The organism is Bordetella genomosp. 9 (assembly GCF_002119725.1).
Classification (GTDB): Bacteria; Pseudomonadota; Gammaproteobacteria; order Burkholderiales; family Burkholderiaceae_B; genus Bordetella_C.
This window is the reverse complement of sequence record NZ_CP021109.1, coordinates 3,873,110-3,888,672: the sequence shown is the minus strand read 5'-3', so window position 1 is coordinate 3,888,672 and position 15,563 is coordinate 3,873,110. Positions and strand designations below refer to the sequence as shown.

Annotated in this window: 15 protein-coding genes; 10 read left to right on the top strand and 5 right to left on the bottom strand. The window is 65.7% G+C overall.

Features of this window, described 5'->3' with window-relative positions; translation table 11 throughout:
• Nucleotides 1-20 precede the first annotated feature (20 nt).
• Both CAL13_RS17910 and CAL13_RS17905 read right to left on the bottom strand, forming a co-directional pair.
• Entirely contained in the window at nucleotides 21-719 is a 699-nt protein-coding gene (locus tag CAL13_RS17910; RefSeq protein ID WP_086073128.1) for an HD domain-containing protein, read from the bottom strand.
• Nucleotides 720-724: 5 nt separating this feature from the next.
• Nucleotides 725-1,459 carry an IclR family transcriptional regulator gene (locus tag CAL13_RS17905; RefSeq protein WP_086073127.1) on the bottom strand — a complete coding sequence of 245 codons (735 nt, stop codon included), beginning with the start codon at nucleotides 1,457-1,459 and terminating at the stop codon, nucleotides 725-727.
• Between the two features lie 233 nt (nucleotides 1,460-1,692).
• Here CAL13_RS17905 and CAL13_RS17900 point away from each other — a divergent pair, with 233 nt between their 5' ends.
• Genes CAL13_RS17900 through CAL13_RS17890 form a run of 3 tightly spaced genes read left to right on the top strand, consistent with a single transcriptional unit; the run spans nucleotide 1,693 to nucleotide 4,750 of the window.
• On the top strand, nucleotides 1,693-2,682 hold the full coding sequence (locus tag CAL13_RS17900; RefSeq protein WP_086073126.1) for a Bug family tripartite tricarboxylate transporter substrate binding protein: 990 nt from the start codon (nucleotides 1,693-1,695) through the stop codon (nucleotides 2,680-2,682).
• Nucleotides 2,683-2,726: 44 nt separating this feature from the next.
• On the top strand, nucleotides 2,727-3,926 hold the full coding sequence (locus tag CAL13_RS17895; protein WP_086073125.1) for a CaiB/BaiF CoA transferase family protein: 1,200 nt from the start codon (nucleotides 2,727-2,729) through the stop codon (nucleotides 3,924-3,926).
• Entirely contained in the window at nucleotides 3,923-4,750 is an 828-nt protein-coding gene (locus CAL13_RS17890) for a citryl-CoA lyase (protein WP_086073124.1), read from the top strand. The genes CAL13_RS17895 and CAL13_RS17890 overlap by 4 nt, the downstream gene beginning before the upstream one ends.
• 91 nt (nucleotides 4,751-4,841) lie before the next feature.
• On the opposite strand, the gene CAL13_RS17885 is transcribed toward CAL13_RS17890, so the two are convergent.
• Nucleotides 4,842-5,525, bottom strand: coding sequence for a GntR family transcriptional regulator (locus CAL13_RS17885; protein ID WP_198297668.1), 684 nt, complete (start codon nucleotides 5,523-5,525; stop codon nucleotides 4,842-4,844).
• A 241-nt stretch (nucleotides 5,526-5,766) separates the two neighbouring features.
• Between CAL13_RS17885 and CAL13_RS17880 the strand changes: the two genes are divergently transcribed.
• The 4 genes from CAL13_RS17880 to CAL13_RS17865 all read left to right on the top strand — a co-directional run bounded on the left by CAL13_RS17880 (nucleotide 5,767) and on the right by CAL13_RS17865 (nucleotide 10,464).
• Nucleotides 5,767-7,203 (top strand): aldehyde dehydrogenase, encoded by a 1,437-nt coding sequence (locus tag CAL13_RS17880; RefSeq protein WP_086058575.1) that lies wholly within the window; start codon nucleotides 5,767-5,769, stop codon nucleotides 7,201-7,203.
• Nucleotides 7,204-7,313: 110 nt separating this feature from the next.
• A complete protein-coding gene (locus tag CAL13_RS17875; protein WP_086073122.1) occupies nucleotides 7,314-8,642 on the top strand; it encodes an MFS transporter in 1,329 nt (442 codons plus the stop codon).
• Nucleotides 8,639-9,466, top strand: coding sequence for an N-acyl homoserine lactonase family protein (locus CAL13_RS17870; protein WP_086073121.1), 828 nt, complete (start codon nucleotides 8,639-8,641; stop codon nucleotides 9,464-9,466). Before CAL13_RS17875 ends, CAL13_RS17870 begins: the two co-directional genes overlap by 4 nt.
• A 101-nt stretch (nucleotides 9,467-9,567) precedes the next feature.
• Complete coding sequence (locus CAL13_RS17865) at nucleotides 9,568-10,464, top strand: NAD(P)-dependent oxidoreductase (protein ID WP_086058572.1); 897 nt, start codon at nucleotides 9,568-9,570, stop codon at nucleotides 10,462-10,464.
• A 144-nt stretch (nucleotides 10,465-10,608) separates the two neighbouring features.
• Here the strand turns inward: CAL13_RS17865 and CAL13_RS17860 are convergent, their stop codons facing one another.
• Nucleotides 10,609-11,568: a tripartite tricarboxylate transporter substrate binding protein gene (locus CAL13_RS17860; RefSeq protein WP_086073120.1), complete on the bottom strand. Its 960-nt coding sequence runs from the start codon at nucleotides 11,566-11,568 to the stop codon at nucleotides 10,609-10,611.
• Between the two features lie 179 nt (nucleotides 11,569-11,747).
• Complete coding sequence (locus CAL13_RS17855) at nucleotides 11,748-12,677, bottom strand: LysR family transcriptional regulator (protein WP_086073119.1); 930 nt, start codon at nucleotides 12,675-12,677, stop codon at nucleotides 11,748-11,750.
• Between the two features lie 225 nt (nucleotides 12,678-12,902).
• Between CAL13_RS17855 and CAL13_RS17850 the strand changes: the two genes are divergently transcribed.
• From CAL13_RS17850 to CAL13_RS17840, 3 genes are read left to right on the top strand one after another with little or no spacing between them, the layout of a single operon-like run.
• Nucleotides 12,903-13,919 carry a tripartite tricarboxylate transporter substrate binding protein gene (locus tag CAL13_RS17850; RefSeq protein ID WP_232462426.1) on the top strand — a complete coding sequence of 339 codons (1,017 nt, stop codon included), beginning with the start codon at nucleotides 12,903-12,905 and terminating at the stop codon, nucleotides 13,917-13,919.
• An 11-nt stretch (nucleotides 13,920-13,930) separates the two neighbouring features.
• The gene (locus tag CAL13_RS17845) at nucleotides 13,931-14,605 is read left to right on the top strand and encodes an RraA family protein (protein ID WP_086073118.1); all 675 of its coding nucleotides are present in this window, start codon (nucleotides 13,931-13,933) and stop codon (nucleotides 14,603-14,605) included.
• Between the two features lie 4 nt (nucleotides 14,606-14,609).
• Complete coding sequence (locus CAL13_RS17840; RefSeq protein ID WP_086073117.1) at nucleotides 14,610-15,563, top strand: 2-hydroxyacid dehydrogenase; 954 nt, start codon at nucleotides 14,610-14,612, stop codon at nucleotides 15,561-15,563.

Below are 15,563 nucleotides of genomic sequence, written 5' to 3'. Positions count from 1 at the left end.
TGATGTCCGTATCCGCTTCGCTATGAGGTCGAGCCGTCATGGCCCGGCGCCGCGATGCCGTCGCCGAGTGCCATCCATTCGGCGACGAAACGATCCCGGAATTCGACGAGCGTTTCCGCACGAGCGGCGGCCAGCTTGCGCCCCGTATCGGTCTGCATGGTAGCGGGCAGGCGCAACAGCTTTTTCTCGATGTGGTCGAGTGCGTAAAGCGAGTCGTCGAGCGGGCGCTCCGCGGCCAGCGGGTCGGTGCCGTGGGCCAGGGGCCGGTTCAATTGACCGCCGATATGAAACATCCGCGCCAGGCCGACCGCGCCCAGGGCGTCCAGGCGGTCCGCGTCCTGCACGATCTTCGCTTCGATCGATCGTGCCCGGATGCCGGCGGAGTGGCTGTGGGCTTCGATTGCATGCGCGACCTCGTCCAGGTATTCGCCCGGGAATGCCAGTCTCTGCAATTGGACGACGGCTTCGCGCGCCGACATCGCGGAAGCCTGGGGGCGTTGCGGGTGGTTTTTCGGCAGATTGATCAGGTCATGCAGGTAGCAGGCCGCCATGACGACCAGGCGGTTCGCATCGGTGTGCGATGCAAGGATCTGCCGGGCATTCGCCCAGACTCTTTCCAGGTGGTTCATGTCGTGCGCCGCGTCCGCGCCGGCATACGCGGCGGCCAGGCGCCGCAACCGGGGGCGCCATGCAACGAGCAAGGGTTCGATGTGCGCCATTCGATTCACTCCTTCATCGCCGCGGGGTATTCCCCGCCCAGCATAGCCGTGAGCTTGCGCGCGGCGCGCATCACCGGCTTATCGTAATGCGCGTCGAAGCGGTCGGCGGGCATGGTCAGCGTCAAGGCGCCCATCAGTTCGCCCCCTGGGCCGAACACAGGGGCGGCGACGCCGGCGATTTCCGGGATGCGGTCGCCCACCAGAACGGCGACCTGCTCGCGGCGGATGCGGGCATAGACGGGCCCCGGCGCGCCGGAGAATGCAGTGAGAACGCGCCCGCCGGCGCCGCGGTTCAAGGGCAGCAAGTCTCCGGCGCGGATATGGTCGCGAACGGGGCGCGGCGAATCCACGCGATGCAGGCATAGCCGCCGGTCGCCCTGGCGGACGTGAAACGCGGCGCTTTCCCTGGTCTGCGCCACCAGCTCGCGCAAGGCGGGCATGACCACCGATTCCAGCGAAAACGAGGCCGCGTAGATTTGATGCAGCCGCGCGATGCCGGCGCCCAGCGCATAGCGGCCGTCGGCCTGGCGGTGGACCAGATACGCATGCTCCAGCGACGCGAGCAGGCGCAGCACCGTGCTTTTGTGCATTTCGGTGAGCGACGCGATTTCGGCCAGGCCAAGCACGGGCGTGCTCGCGGAAAAGGCGTTCAGCACCGACAGGGCGCGGTCGACAGCGGCGACGCCGCCTTCGGCGGCATTGCGGTCGGCAAGGGATGGCGTGGCGGACTTGCGCGGCATATGGACGAACGCGGATGAAAACCGGAATTGACATTCCGGTCGTGTCACGTGCATGATAATTAGAACGTCATTCTATCTAATGAAACGGATGGCGGCAAGTCCTGTGATTCGCATCGTGACCATCGAGGGCCGCGTTTCCATACGGGCGGAAGCCGGTACAGGGGCGAAAGCGCACGGGGCAATGCATGGCGAAGCTGCGCCTTGCCCGCAAAACAAATCATCGAGGAGACAACATGAACCCACACCGCCGTGCATTGCTTGCGGGCATGTCAGCCGCGCCGCTGCTGTCGCTGCCTTCCTTCGCGCGTGCCCAGAACGCAAAGAACTATCCGGGCGGACCGATCACTTTGATCGTCCCCTTCCCGCCCGGCGGCGGCACCGACGCGTCGTCACGCCTGATCGCGCAAGTCATGAGCCAGCGCACCGGCTGGAACATCGTGGTGGAGAACCGTCCGGGTGCGGGCGGCAATATCGGCCTGGGGCTCCTGTCCCATGCCAATCCCGACGGCATGACGATCGGCATGGGGCAGACGTCCAATCTGGCCATCAACCCGTCGCTGTACAAGACCATGCCGTATGACGCGCGCAAGGACTTCACGCCCATTGCGCTGGTCGCGGGTCAGCCCATGATCCTGGTGGTGCGCGAAGGGTCGCCGTACGCGACGCTGCAGATGCTGGTAACGGCCGCCAAGGCCCGGCCGCGCAGCCTGAACATGGCGTCCGCGGGCATCGGCACCGTCGGCCATCTGGCAGGGGAAATGTTTGCGAAGCAGGCCGGCATCAAGTTCTTCCACGTGCCTTATCCGGGCGCGGCGCGCGCGCTTGCCGACCTTGCGGGCGGACAAGTGGATCTGTATTTCGGCACGCCTGCCAGCGTGCTGCCGCTGATTCAATCCGGGAAGCTGCACGCGGTGGCGGTGACCTCGCCGGAACGCCTGCCCGCCGCCGTCGATGTGCCCACCATCGCCGAGTCGGGCTACGCGGGTTTCGCCGCGGAAGACTGGAAGGCCCTGGTGGCGCCGCGCGGCACGCCGGCGGCTATCGTGGAGACGCTGAATCGTGCAGCCAACGAAGCCCTGCAGCAGCCGGAGACAAAAAAGCGCTTTGCCGCGGAAGGCAGCGCCACGCTGGGCGGCAGCGCGGCCGAAGCCGCCACCTTTATCGCCGCGGAGTACGACCGGTGGGGGCAGGCGGTGCGCGATTCCGGCACGAAGATGGAATAAAGGAAAAGCCGGCCCCGGCAGTGAAAGAGAACAGAGGAACCAACATGTCCAAGCCTTTGGCAGGCATACGCGTACTGGACCTGACGAACGTTCTGGCCGGACCGTTCTGCTGCCATCAACTGGCCCATATGGGCGCCGACGTGATCAAGGTGGAAACGCCGGGCAGCGGCGACCTGGCGCGCCAACTGGGGGCCGATCCGGTCCTGAACCAGGCCCATATGGGTGTGTCCTTCCTTGCGCAGAACGCGGGCAAGCGATCGATCTCCGTCAACCTGAAGCATCCGGCCGGCAAAGAGGTCTTCCTGCGGCTGGTCCAGGGCGCCGACGTGCTGGTGGAGAACTTCCGTCCCGGGGTGATGAAACGGCTCGGCCTCGGCTTCGAGGTCTTGCGCGAACACCGCAAGGACCTGATCTACTGCGCCATCTCGGGCTTCGGGCAGGATGGGCCGCTGAAGGACTATCCCGCCTACGACCAGATCATTCAGGGCATGTCGGGGGTGATGAGCATCACGGGCGATCCGGAAACCGCGCCATATCGCGTCGGCTATCCCATCGCCGACACCATCGGCGGCATGACGGCCGCGTTCGCCGTGGCGGCCGCACTGGCGGAAAAGCCCCGCAGCCACGCGCGGTTCATCGACGTGTCCATGCTCGAGGCCACCATGGCCACCATGGGCTGGGCCGTTTCGAACTATCTGGTGGCGGGGCGCGTGCCGGCGCCCATGGGCAACGAGAACATCACCGCGAGTCCATCGGGCACTTTCCGCACGGCGGACGGGCTGCTCAATATTGCGGCGAACAAGCAGGAGCAATTCGAGGCCTTGTGCCGCGTGGTGGGACGGGAGGATTTGATCGCCAACCCGGAGTACGCCGAGCGTCATGCGCGGCTGAGCAATCGCTACGCATTGAAGGCGGAGCTGGAGTCGGCGCTGGCGGCGCGCGGCGCGCAGGACTGGTGGCCGGTGCTGACCCGGGCCGGCGTGCCATGCGGGCCGGTGTACACGGTGGAGGAGGTGCTGGCGCATCCGCAGGTCAGCGAACGCGGCATGGTGGCGACCTTCCCCGATGTGCCGGGGGTTGGCCGCGACGTTCGGGTGGTGCGCACCGGTTTCAAGCTGGACGGCAAGCCGCCCGCGGTGGATGCGCCGCCGCCACGATTGGGCGAACACAGCGACGAGTTGCTGGCGCAGTTGGGTTATGGCAAGGAAGACATCCGGACATTGAAGGAGCAGGGGGCGATATGAGCGAAAGCGACAGTGCGGAAGGCCTGGAAAGCCGCAAGTGGTGGCGTACGGAAATCACCGATATGCAGCCCGGCGTGATCCGCTTTCACGGCTATGCCATCCAGGACCTGATCGGCAATGTCAGCTTCGCCGGCATGGCGTGGCTGATGTTGCGCGGGGAGCTGCCCACTCCGGGGCAGGGCAGGCTTCTTGACGCCGCCTTGATGGCCGGCGTGGACCACGGGCCCCAGGCGCCGAGCATCGCCATCGCGCGTATGGCGGCCACTTGCGGCGTCGGGCTCAACAACGCCATGGCGTCGGCGGTCAACGTGCTGGGGGACGTGCATGGCGGCGCGGGAGAACAGGCCGTGGCGCTATACGAGGACGCGGCGGCGCGCATGCGTGCGGGCGCCAGCCGGGAAGAGGCGGTAAGCGTCGCGCTGGACGCGTACATCGAAAACCACGGCAAATTCGTATCTGGATTCGGTCATCGTTTCCACCCATTGGACCCGCGCGCCGCGCGGCTCCTTGCGCTGGTGGACGAGGCCGCACAGGGGGGCGAAATCGATGGCGGGTATGCCGCCATCGCCCGCGCCATCGAAGCCGAGCTGGCGGCGCGCAAGGGTAGGACCATCCCGCTCAACATCGATGGCGCGACGGCTGTGATCTATGCGGAGCTGGGCTTTCCGGCGCCCCTGGCGCGCGGGCTTTTCTGCCTGTCGCGATCGGTCGGCATTCTGGCGCATGCGTGGGAGCAGACCTGCCAGGGCGGCCGCAACAAAGGCCCCATCCCGCGCCAATACATTCCGCTGTACGAGGGCAAGGCGCCCCGCCCGCTGCCATAGCGATTGCTGCGCAAGCGTCGGCTGCCATGATGGGGGGACGGCGCATTACGGCATGGCGCGCAGCGCTGCCGGCGTGGCGCGTCGGGCTGGATCAGCGCGTCAGGAATTTCTCTTCATAGATGTTCCGTGCGCGTCCCATGTGTGCGACAGACAATGCGTCCAATGCGGCGCGGTTGCCGGCACGCACGGCGTCGACCATTGCCTGATGCTCCCGGCACGCCTGTTCCAGCGCGCCGGCATCGGCGACCCCATACGCGCGCACCGGGAAGCTGAGCCAATCATGAAGGCGGATCGATTCGGCCAGATAGATGTTGTCGCACAGGCCATAGAACTCGCGATGGAAGACCATATTGCTGCGGTGAATGGCGATGAGGTCGCCTGACGCGGCAGCTTGGGCGTGCGCCTGACAGGCCGCTTCGACCGCGGCGAGCCGGCCGGGCTGCACGGGGAATTCGATCATCTCGATGGCCGCGTGATGGAGCACGCCGCGCATGTGGTACAGATCTTCCAAACCCTGCTGATCGAAGCGCCGGATCTGTGCGCCGAGGTGCGGCGGCTTGACCACGACGCCCAGACGCTGAAGTTCGGACAAGGCCGCCCGCACCACATGGCGCTTGGCCGAATAGTCTTCCATGAGGTGGTCCTCTATCAGCCGCATGCGGGGCAGGATGCGGGCGCGGATGATATCGGTCTCGATGGCTTCCATAACGCTCGCGACCTGTTCCGGCAGCGGCGTCTCGGCAAAGATCAGTGAGGAAAAACTGTTGGAGCTCATGAGGTCGGATAGAGGCGCCGTAAAGCGGGTCCGCAAAGGACGAGAATTGTGGCAGGTCCTGAGCCCTTGCATATGCGGGCGATGCGCTGTCCCCGTTGGCCGGCCGCCGAGGCCGCCGGGCGGCCCGCATCATGCCCGCATCATTATTGATAGTCCTATTATAAATATTGGCGACAACGTGCCTGTTGTGCTCGGATGGGTCCGTACCTAGACTTTTTTCCGCTGAACAACAAGGACTAGCATGGACGCCTCATTTGCACCCCAAGACATCATCAGTATCGATCCGGCCAACGGCGAGGAAGTTGGACGCGTCAAGGTGACGACCCTGGCGGAGCTCGATGCCGCCGTGGCGCGGGCCTGGACCGCCTTCAATGAATCGGGCTGGAAGTCGCTGCTGCCTCACCGCCGCGCGCTTGTGCTGAATAAAATCGCCGACGGCCTGGTTGCCGAGAAGGAGTCCCTGGCCCGGCTGCAGATGCGCGACAACGGCAAGCCCATCGCCGAATGCCGCGGCATGGTCGAGTCGGCGATAGGCACGTTCCGGTATTACGCGGCCGTCTGCGAGACGCTGGAAACGGATGTGACGCCGCCTCGCGGCGATTACGTCTCTTTCACGGTGCTGGAGCCCTTCGGCGTGGTGGCGGCCATTACGCCGTGGAACTCGCCGATCATGAATGACGCAACCAAGGTGGCTCCGGCGCTGGCCGCCGGCAATGCCGTCATCCTGAAGCCGTCCGAGGACTCGCCCCTGTTGGGACCGGAGCTGGCGCGCATCGCGCGCGAAGCGGGCTTGCCGGAAAATCTTCTGCAGGTGGTGCAGGGCCGAGGCGCGGATGTTGGCGCCGCCCTGGTCGCGCATCCGGGAGTGCGCATGATTTCGTTCACGGGCGGCACGGTGGCGGGTGCGCATATCGGCAAGGTCGCCGGCGAGCGACTGGTGCCGGTGGCCCTGGAGCTGGGCGGCAAGTCGCCGCACGTCGTCTTCGCGGATGCCGATCGCGAGCATGCGGTCGCGGCGGTGGTGGCCGGCATTTTCGGCTCGTCCGGGCAGTCCTGCGTTGCCGGTTCGCGCCTGTTCATCGAAGCCAGTGTGTACGACGAGGTGCTGAAGGCGGTCGTCGAACGCACCAAAACCCTCAAGGTGGCACTGCCGGATGCGCCGGGTGTGGAAGTCGGACCGCTGGCGTCTTTCCATCATCGGGACCGCGTGGCGCGGTTCGTCGACCGTGCCCGCGAAGAAGGCGGTCGCATCCTGTGCGGCGGCGAGGCTCCCACCGGCGGCGACTATGACAAAGGCGCTTTCTACATGCCGACCATCATCGATGGCCTGGGTCCGGACGCCGCCTCCTGCCAGGAGGAGGCATTCGGGCCCGTGCTGGTTGCCCTGCCTTTCAAGGACGAAGCGGATCTTATCGCCCAGGCCAACGGCACGGTGTTCGGCCTGGCGTGCGGCATCTGGACCGAGAGCTTCAAGAAGGCGTGGCGCATCGGGCGCGCCCTGGAGGCGGGCTCGGTGTGGATCAATACCTACAAACAGTCCGTCACCAGCACGCCTTTCGGCGGGTTCAAGAAAAGCGGCATCGGCCGCGAGAAAGGCATCGACGGCATGAAGCTGTACGCCCAGGTCAAGAGCATGTATTTCGGCCTGCACGCCAATCCCTTGCCCGTCGCGAAGTAAATCGCAACTCAGGCCGCCTGGTCGCGCAACGCGGCCATATTGCGCGCGCCGCAGGCCGTATCGCGCTCGCGGTACGGCCTGATCACAACAAGAAACTCGGAGATAGCTTCATGCAGCACCCATCCCCCGGCAACGCCTCGATCGAAAAGGATACGATGAGGCGGGTCATGACCCGGGTCGTTCCCCTGCTGATCGTCTGCTACATCATTTCCTATCTGGATCGGGTCAATGTCGGTTTCGCCGCGCTGACCATGAACAAGGATCTCGGTTTTTCCGCAGCGGTCTATGGCCTGGGCGCGGGCATTTTCTTTCTGACTTATTTCATCTTTGAGCTGCCGTCCAATCTGATGCTGCATCGATTCGGCGCTCGCCGCTGGATTGCGCGGATTCTGTTCACGTGGGGGGTGCTGTCTGGTGCGATGGGCTTTATTCCGCAGCTATCGGCAATGACCGGGCTGTCGTACGAGGCGGTGTTCTACACGCTGCGGCTGTTGCTGGGCGCGGCAGAGGCCGGCTTCTTTCCAGGCATCATCTATTACCTGACGCTGTGGTTTCCCGCCGCCTATCGCGCCCGCGTGATCGGCTATTTCATGACGGCGCTGCCGCTGGCGAGCGTGATCGGGGCTCCGTTGAGTGGCTGGCTCCTGGGTATGGGGTCTGCCGATGGCTTCGCCGGATGGCAGTGGATGTTCGTGATCGAGGCCATTCCCGCGGTGCTGCTGGCTGGCGTCGTGCTGCGCTGCCTGACCGATCTGCCCGGACAGGCGGGCTGGCTCACACCGGAGCAGCGCGGGTGGTTGACCAGGACGCTGACGGACGAGGCCGCCCAGCAGGCTGACCGGCCCAGGATGAACGTGCTGCGTACGCTCACCCACCCCATGGTGCTGCTGCTAGGACTGGTGTACTTCAGCGTGGTGTACATGAACTACACCCTGGGTTTCTTCCTGCCCACCATCATCCGGGACTTCGGCCTGACGCCCCTGCAGACCGGCATGCTGGCCGCCATCCCGGCCGCCGTCGGCGCGCTCAGCATGGTGTTCTGGGGGCGCCGCTCGGATCGCAAAGGCGAGCGCAAATGGCATCTGGTGTTCGCGCTGGGCGTGGGCGGCGTTTCCTTCGCGCTGGCGGCTCTGGGCTCCAACCCCGCCCTGATCATGGTTTGCTTCTCCATCGCCGCCTTTGGCATCTACGGGTCGCAGCCCGTCTTCTGGACCATGCCCGGCACCTTCCTCACCGGGGGCGCCGCCGCCGCCGGCATTGCCATCATCAATTCACTGGCCAATCTGTCCGGCTTCATGGGCCCGTCCATCATGGGCTGGGTCAAGGATGCGACCGGCAGTTATACGTCCGGCCTGCTGTTGGCGGCCGGCATGGCGATCCTGGCCACCGTCGTGGTCGCCAGCTTCGGCGTGCAACGTTTCCAGGTGGCGCGGCAATGAACGACACGGACATTCAATGGGAGGTCTACGCGCTGCGCTACGGCTGGCAGGACCGTCAGGCCCAGGACAATTTCGTGCACGCCGCCGACCCGCACGACGCGCCGATGCCGCTGGATTACTTTGTCTGGCTGTTGCGCAGCGGCACGCGCGAGATCGTCGTCGACACCGGTTTCGGGCAGGCCGTACTGGAGAAGCGCGCCAATCCGAAGGACAGGCGCAGCCGCCACATCACCCGGCCGGTGGATCAGGCGCTGCGCGTCCTGGGCTGCGACCCAAGCCGTATCCAGGACGTGGTCCTGACGCATCTGCACTATGACCACGCCGGCAATCTGGACCTGTTTCCGCAGGCGCTCTTTCACCTTCAAGAGCGCGAGATGCAGTTCGCAACCGGCCGGCACATGTGCGTGGCGTGCATGCGCGGCGCCTTCGAAGTGGAGGACGTCGTGGCGATGGTGCGCGCCGTATACGCGGAGCGGGTGGCGTTTCATGATGGCGACGCGCAGATCGCCCCCGGGGTGACCGTGCATCGCGTTGGCGGGCACACCGATGGCCTGCAGGTGGTGCGGGTCCAGACTGCCCGCGGCCCGGTCGTGCTTGCGAGCGACGCGGCGCATTACTACGCCAACATGGCGCGGCGCGAGCCGTTCCCGATCGTGTTCAACCTGGGCGATATGGCGGATGGCTGGGCGCGCGCCCGCGCGCTGGCGGGCGGGGACGAGGACCGCATCGTGCCGGGCCACGATCCGCTGGTGCGCAGCCGCTACCCGTCCGTGCCGGGCACGGACGGCGACATCGTCATGCTTCACCTGCCGCCGCAAGCTTGAGCGGATCCGCGCGTCTACCAGGGTGTGCGCGTCATGCGCGCACCGATCTCTCGACTTTGGGCGTTTTTCGCGCCCTTTCTGTTTGTACCCGGAGTCTCCATATGAAAATTTCGAAAGTCGCCGTCTACGGCCTTGGCAACATGGGCTTTCTGGTGGCCGAGCGCATCGCGGCCGCCCGGTTCGTCACCAAGGTCGCCGACCTGGACAAGTCCGCCGTACAGCGCGCGCAGGACGCGTTCCAGGCCGTGCCGATCAACGGTCCCGACGACGTGGCCGACGTCGACGTGGTGGTGCTGTCGTTGCCCAGCCCGGCGATCTCACTGGCAGTCCTGGAACAGATTGCGGCCCGGCTGCCGAAGCATGCCGTGGTCGTCGAAACCAGCACGGTCAATCCCAAGGACATCCACGCCAGCAAGAAGATGCTCGACAGGTTCGGCTTGCGCATCGTGGACGCCTCGGTGATGGCGGGAGTGAGCCAGATGAAGGCTGGCACGGCCATGCTCTTGATGGGCGGCGATCAAGCCGCCGTCAAGGACAGCCAGCCGGTGCTGGACGCCATCGCGCCCAAGCAGATCTATTTCGGCGAGTCGGGTGCGGGCGCCGCAGCCAAGGTCATCAACAACGCCGTGGCGCATGCGGTGATGGTGGTGGTGGCGGAAGCCGGCTCGCTGGCGACCGCATCGGGCGTCAGCGTGGAAAAACTCGTTTCCCTGCTGTCGGATCCGCAAATGGGCTTGCATCGTCCGCTGACGCACCGCTATGCCGAGCGCATCGTGCAAGGCAATTATGAAGGCGGCATGCCGCTGGACGCCGCCCGCAAGGATTCGGTGCTGGCGCTCGAGCTGGCGCAGACGCTCGGCGTGCCCTTGTTCGCGATTCAGGGCGCGCACACCGTCTATGAAGTCGCGGCTGCGGCCGGTTATGGCAGGGACGATTACGCTGCCATTGCCAAAGTGTGGGCCGATTGGGGCAAGCCGGCCGTTCCGGCCGCGGCCTGACCGTCCGCGGCGATCCAAAAAAGGAAAAAGCCCCTCACGGGGCTTTTTTTGGCTCGGAAGACCGGCAAGCGGCAGCCTGAACGTCCTGATTGCCTTGAACGTGCCGCAGCTTGACCGCTCGCTTTCATCGAGGGTGCTTCACCCTCAATCGACCCATTTCTGCCGGGCCCACATCGCGCGGAACTGTGCGTCCGCCGCCTGCAGACGGGCCTGCCACTTGTCGCCGGGCAGGTAGTCCATTTCCGTGAACTGCTGCAACATCTTCTTCTGGAATTCGGGGTCGTCGGCAATGTGCGCGAGCGCGTCGGCCAGCTTTTTCTCGACCTCGGGCGGCAGCCCCTTGGGGCCGATCACGCCGCGTTCGGAGGCGAACACCAGGTCCACGCCCTGTTCCTTGAAGGTGGGAACGTCGGGCGCCAGCGGGGAACGCTTTTCGCTGGCTTGAGCGAGGATGCGCAGCTTGTCGCCACTGTATGGCATGGCCTCGCCCAGGTTCATGCCGCCCACGTCGGCGTGGCCGCCCAGCACGGAATTGCGCAGCGGCCCGGCGCCATTGAAGGGGACGTGGTTCATCTTGGTTCCGGTCGCGGTTTCGAACATCACCAGCGCCAGGTGATCGTCGGTGCCGACGCCGGTGGATCCGTAGCTGATCAGGCCGGGCTTGGCGCGGACGGCGGCGATGAGTTCCTGCAGCGACTTGTAGGGCGAGTCGGCTTTGACGCTGAAGGCGCTGGGATCGCGCACGAGGGTCGCGAGATAGGTGAAGTCAGCGCCGGTGAAACCGGTGTTGCGCTCGATGGGGAGTGTCAGCAGGCCGGGCATGTTCGTCATGCCGAGCGTATAGCCGTCGGGCTTCGCGCGGGCCACCATGCCCAAGGCCAGCGCGCCCGAGGCGCCCGGTTTGTTGACCACCACCACGGAGCCGCCCAATTCCTTTTCCAGGAACATGGCCAGCGTGCGGGCGGTGAGGTCGGTGCCGCCGCCTGCCGCAAAGCCAACGATGAGTTCGACCGGACGCTCCGGCCATGCGGCGAAAGCCGTCGGCGCGGTGAGCATCATCGCGCCCGCCGCGATGCCGGCGAGCCAAGTTTTCATACGGAACATGGAAAGGGTCTCCTGGCCGTCGTGCGGCCCTACTTCGTCTAATGATCGTGGCGCGCGGAAAGGGCGCCTGGTGCTGCGGCGGTGCGGCTGCGGCCGGAACCGCCTGGGCGGCAGTGTGCCCGCCGCGTTTAATAGGCACAAATAGATATTCTTCTGGGATTATTAGGCTGTTTCTATATTCAGGCAGGTCCCAAAGGGGGAAGGGCGCTTTCGATCTCCGTGGCCGCCTGGCGCAGGGTCTCGATAAGCGCTTGCGCGGCCGGGGACAGCAGTCTGTCCTGCCGGTACAGAACGCCTATGGTGCGCCTGGCGCTGGCGTCCTCGATGGGACGGCTGCGCAATGCGCCCAGCCCCAGCGAGGGCAGCGCCAGGCGTGGGAGCACGGCCACGCCAAGGCCCTGACTGACCAGCCGTACGGCCGTGGTCATATGGGTGACGTCGTAGCGCAGCCCTGTCGCGGCCTTATCGGCGAAGACGGCCCGATCGAACTGGTAACGCGCGCTGGAGCCCTGCGCGAGCAGCACCAGATCGAGAGGGATCAGGTTCTCCCAGCGTAACGAACGCAGTGCGCCGACTTCATGACGCGAGGGATACACGGCGAAGAAGGCGTCCGCGACCAAGGGTACGAACTTCAAATCCGGCGCTTCGGTCAGCAAGGTGGCGAGTGCGAACTCGATCTGGTTGAGCCGAAGCATGCCAATCAGTTCGTCGTTGTGGGCTTCGACGACGCGTATCTGCAATTGCGGATGCTGGCGGCGCAATGCGCCCAGGGCGGGCGGCACGAGCGTGAGCGAAGTGGAGGGCAATGCGCCCATCACCACCGCACCCCGGCGCATCGACGCAAGGTCGAGCATGCTGCGATAGGCTTCTTCCAGGTCTGCGACCGGGCGTTCGATGCGATCGCGGAATTCGACGCCGGCCGCGGTCAGCGCGATGTGCCGCGTGGTGCGTTCAAAGAGTTTGACCTCGAGCACCGCTTCGAGGTCGGCGATGAGCGCGGTGAACGAAGGCTGCGTCACGCCGAGGCGAGCGGCTGCGTGCGTGAATGACCGGGTTTGAACGGCGAGCAGGAAGGCCTTGAGCGGCCGGTACTTGATATTGAGCGCCATTGTTTCGTCGTTATGGTGGGTGTGCGCCGGGCCTTTGGGCGATGTCTCCAGATGGGCGGGGATTATTAACCCATGCCTATCACTCGCCAACAAATTTCTATTTGATTCTATCAATCCCAGGTCTCACCATGGGCGTCGCCCAAACCGGTATCCCGGATGGGCGCTGCGCCGCGGACCTCGATGTTCGCGCAAGCCGACAAGAGAACGAGAACGAGGAGACAAACCATGAGACGCCTTTTTCGGCGGCTGGCAATGCTGTGCGCATTCTGCGCGCCGCTGGCTGCGACGGCCGCATCCGCAGCATCCGACGCATCCGCATCACCCGTCGGCGCAGCTTCCGCCGCACACTATCCCGGCAAGCCCGTTACCGTCGTGGTGCCGTTTCCGCCCGGCGGCGCCACGGATGTCATCGCGCGCCTGGTGGCGGAAAAAATGGCGGCGCAGTGGAAGCAAGCCGTGATCATCCGCAATCAGCCTGGCGCCGGCACCACCCTGGCCGCCGAACAGATGTCGCGGACTTCGCCCGACGGCTACACGCTGTTCATGACGACGGCGTCGCACACCATCAGCGCGAGTCTTTACGCCAGGCTGAACTACGACCCCATCAAGGATTTCACGCCCATCTCGCTCAGCGCCACGATTCCGCTGGTACTTGTGACGGCCAATGGCGTGCCGGTGAAGGACTTGAAAAGCCTGATCGCATACGGCAAGCAGCAGCCCAATGGGCTGACCATGGCGTCCAGCGGCAACGGCACGCCCGGCCACCTGACCGGCGCCATGTTCACCGAGCGTACGGGCGTCCGGCTGGTGCACATTCCGTATCGCGGGGACACGCCGATGCTGACCGATCTGGTCGGCGGCCAAGTGCAGATGGCCTTCGTCACGCTCTCGGCCGCGCTGCCTCACATCAAGGCCGGCAAGCTGCGCGCCATCGCGCTGGCGCACGGCAAGCGCGTGGCGGCCATCCAGGATGTGCCGACCATGGCGGAGGCCGGCTTGCCGGACTTCCATTTTGCAACCTGGTTCGGCATGTTCGCGCCCGCGGGCCTGGACCCGGCCATTCGCGCGCGCATCCACGAAGCCATGCATACCGCGGTCGCAGACCCCGCGCTCAACAGGCAGCTTGTGGACATGGGCGCCGAGGTCAACAACAGCACCCCGCAGGAATTCCAAGCATTTATCGCCGACGAACTGAAGAACTGGAACGAAGGCGTGCGTTTGTCGGGCGCACGCGTCGATTGAGGAGCAGATCCATGGAAGTACTTTCTCCCGAATTGCTGGCGCGATGCGCGGCCATCGCCAGCAGCACCTGGTCCGATGCCCTTGATACGCTGGGTATCGAAGGGGTCGTCCGCGGTATCACGCAGCGCGCGGGCCAGGGCCGCATCGTGGGCGAAGCCGTGACGGCCCGGCACGTCAGCGGCAAATTGGGCGATTTCGACAAGGCCGACTTCGCGGTCGGGCGGCTGGTGGCCGCCACCGCGCCGGGCAAGGTGCTGGTGGTGGATGTGGGGGGCCAGGCGATCTCGACTTTTGGCGGCATTGCCTCGACGGCCGCCGCGATGCGCGGCGCCACGGCGGTGCTGATCGATGGCGCGTGCCGGGATGTCGACGAGATCCGGGCAGCGGGACTGTGGCTGGCCAGCCGGCACGTCAGCCCGGTGACGGGCAAGACCCGTCTGCGACTGCAGGAGATGGGCGCGCCGGTCGTGCTGGGCGGCGTCCGCGTTCAACAGGGCGATGTGGTCATTGGCGACGATACCGGCATCGTCGTCGTGCCGCGGGGCCAGATCCAGCGCGTGCTGGAAGCGGCGGAAGAACTGCTGGAAGTGGACGAACGCGTGGAAAAGGGCGTGCGCGCGGGCGTCCCGTTCGCAGAGGCCGCGGCGAAGGCCGGCTATATCCCGAACAAGACGAGCCAGGGCTGAAGCGATGCCGGATATCGATTACCAGATCGTCCAGCTCGCTTCGATGGGGGCCGCGATGGATGCGGCCCTGGCGAAGCGATTCCGCGTGCTGTATCTGGACGGCCATGACGATGTCGCCGGGGCGCTGCGCGAGGCGCCGCGGGCCACCGTGGCGGTCACCTCCGTCCGCAAGGGCCTGAAGCGCGAGATGATCGACGCCTTGCCGGGCTTGCGTGCGGTCTGCAGCTGGGGCGTCGGATACGAGACGTTGGATCTTGCGTATGCCCGGCAACGCGGCATCGTCGCGAGCAATACGCCCGAGGTGCTCGACGACTGCGTCGCCGATCTTGCATGGGCGCTGCTGCTTACCGCCGCCCGCCGGACGCACGTTGGCGATCGTTACGTCAAGACGGGGCAGTGGCGCAGCATCGGCGCCTTTCCTCTGTCCACCCGCGTATGGGGCAGGCGATTGGGAATCGTCGGCATGGGACGCATCGGCCGCGCCATTGCCGAGCGCGGGCGCGGATTCGGCATGGATATCCGCTATCACAACCGCCGGCCCCGCACGGACACCAGCCATACCTTCGAGCCATCGCTCAAAGCCCTGGCGGAATGGTCGGACTTCCTGGTCCTGGCTTGCCCGGGCGGCGCACAGACCCATCACCTTATCGACGCCCCCATTCTGCGGGCGCTTGGGCCCGCCGGCATTCTGGTCAACATCGCCCGGGGATCCGTCGTGGACGAGGCCGCGCTTGTGCAGGCGCTGGAGCGTGGCGAGCTGGGCGGCGCCGGTCTGGACGTGCTGGAACACGAGCCGGCCGTACCAGAGCCGCTGCGATCCATGGATCAGGTCGCGCTGATGCCGCACGTGGGCAGCGCGACGCACGAGACACGCGCCGACATGTCGCGGCTCGTTGTCGACAACGCCATCGCTTTCCTGGAGACAGGCAGGCTGCTCACGCCGATCGAGGACGCTTGA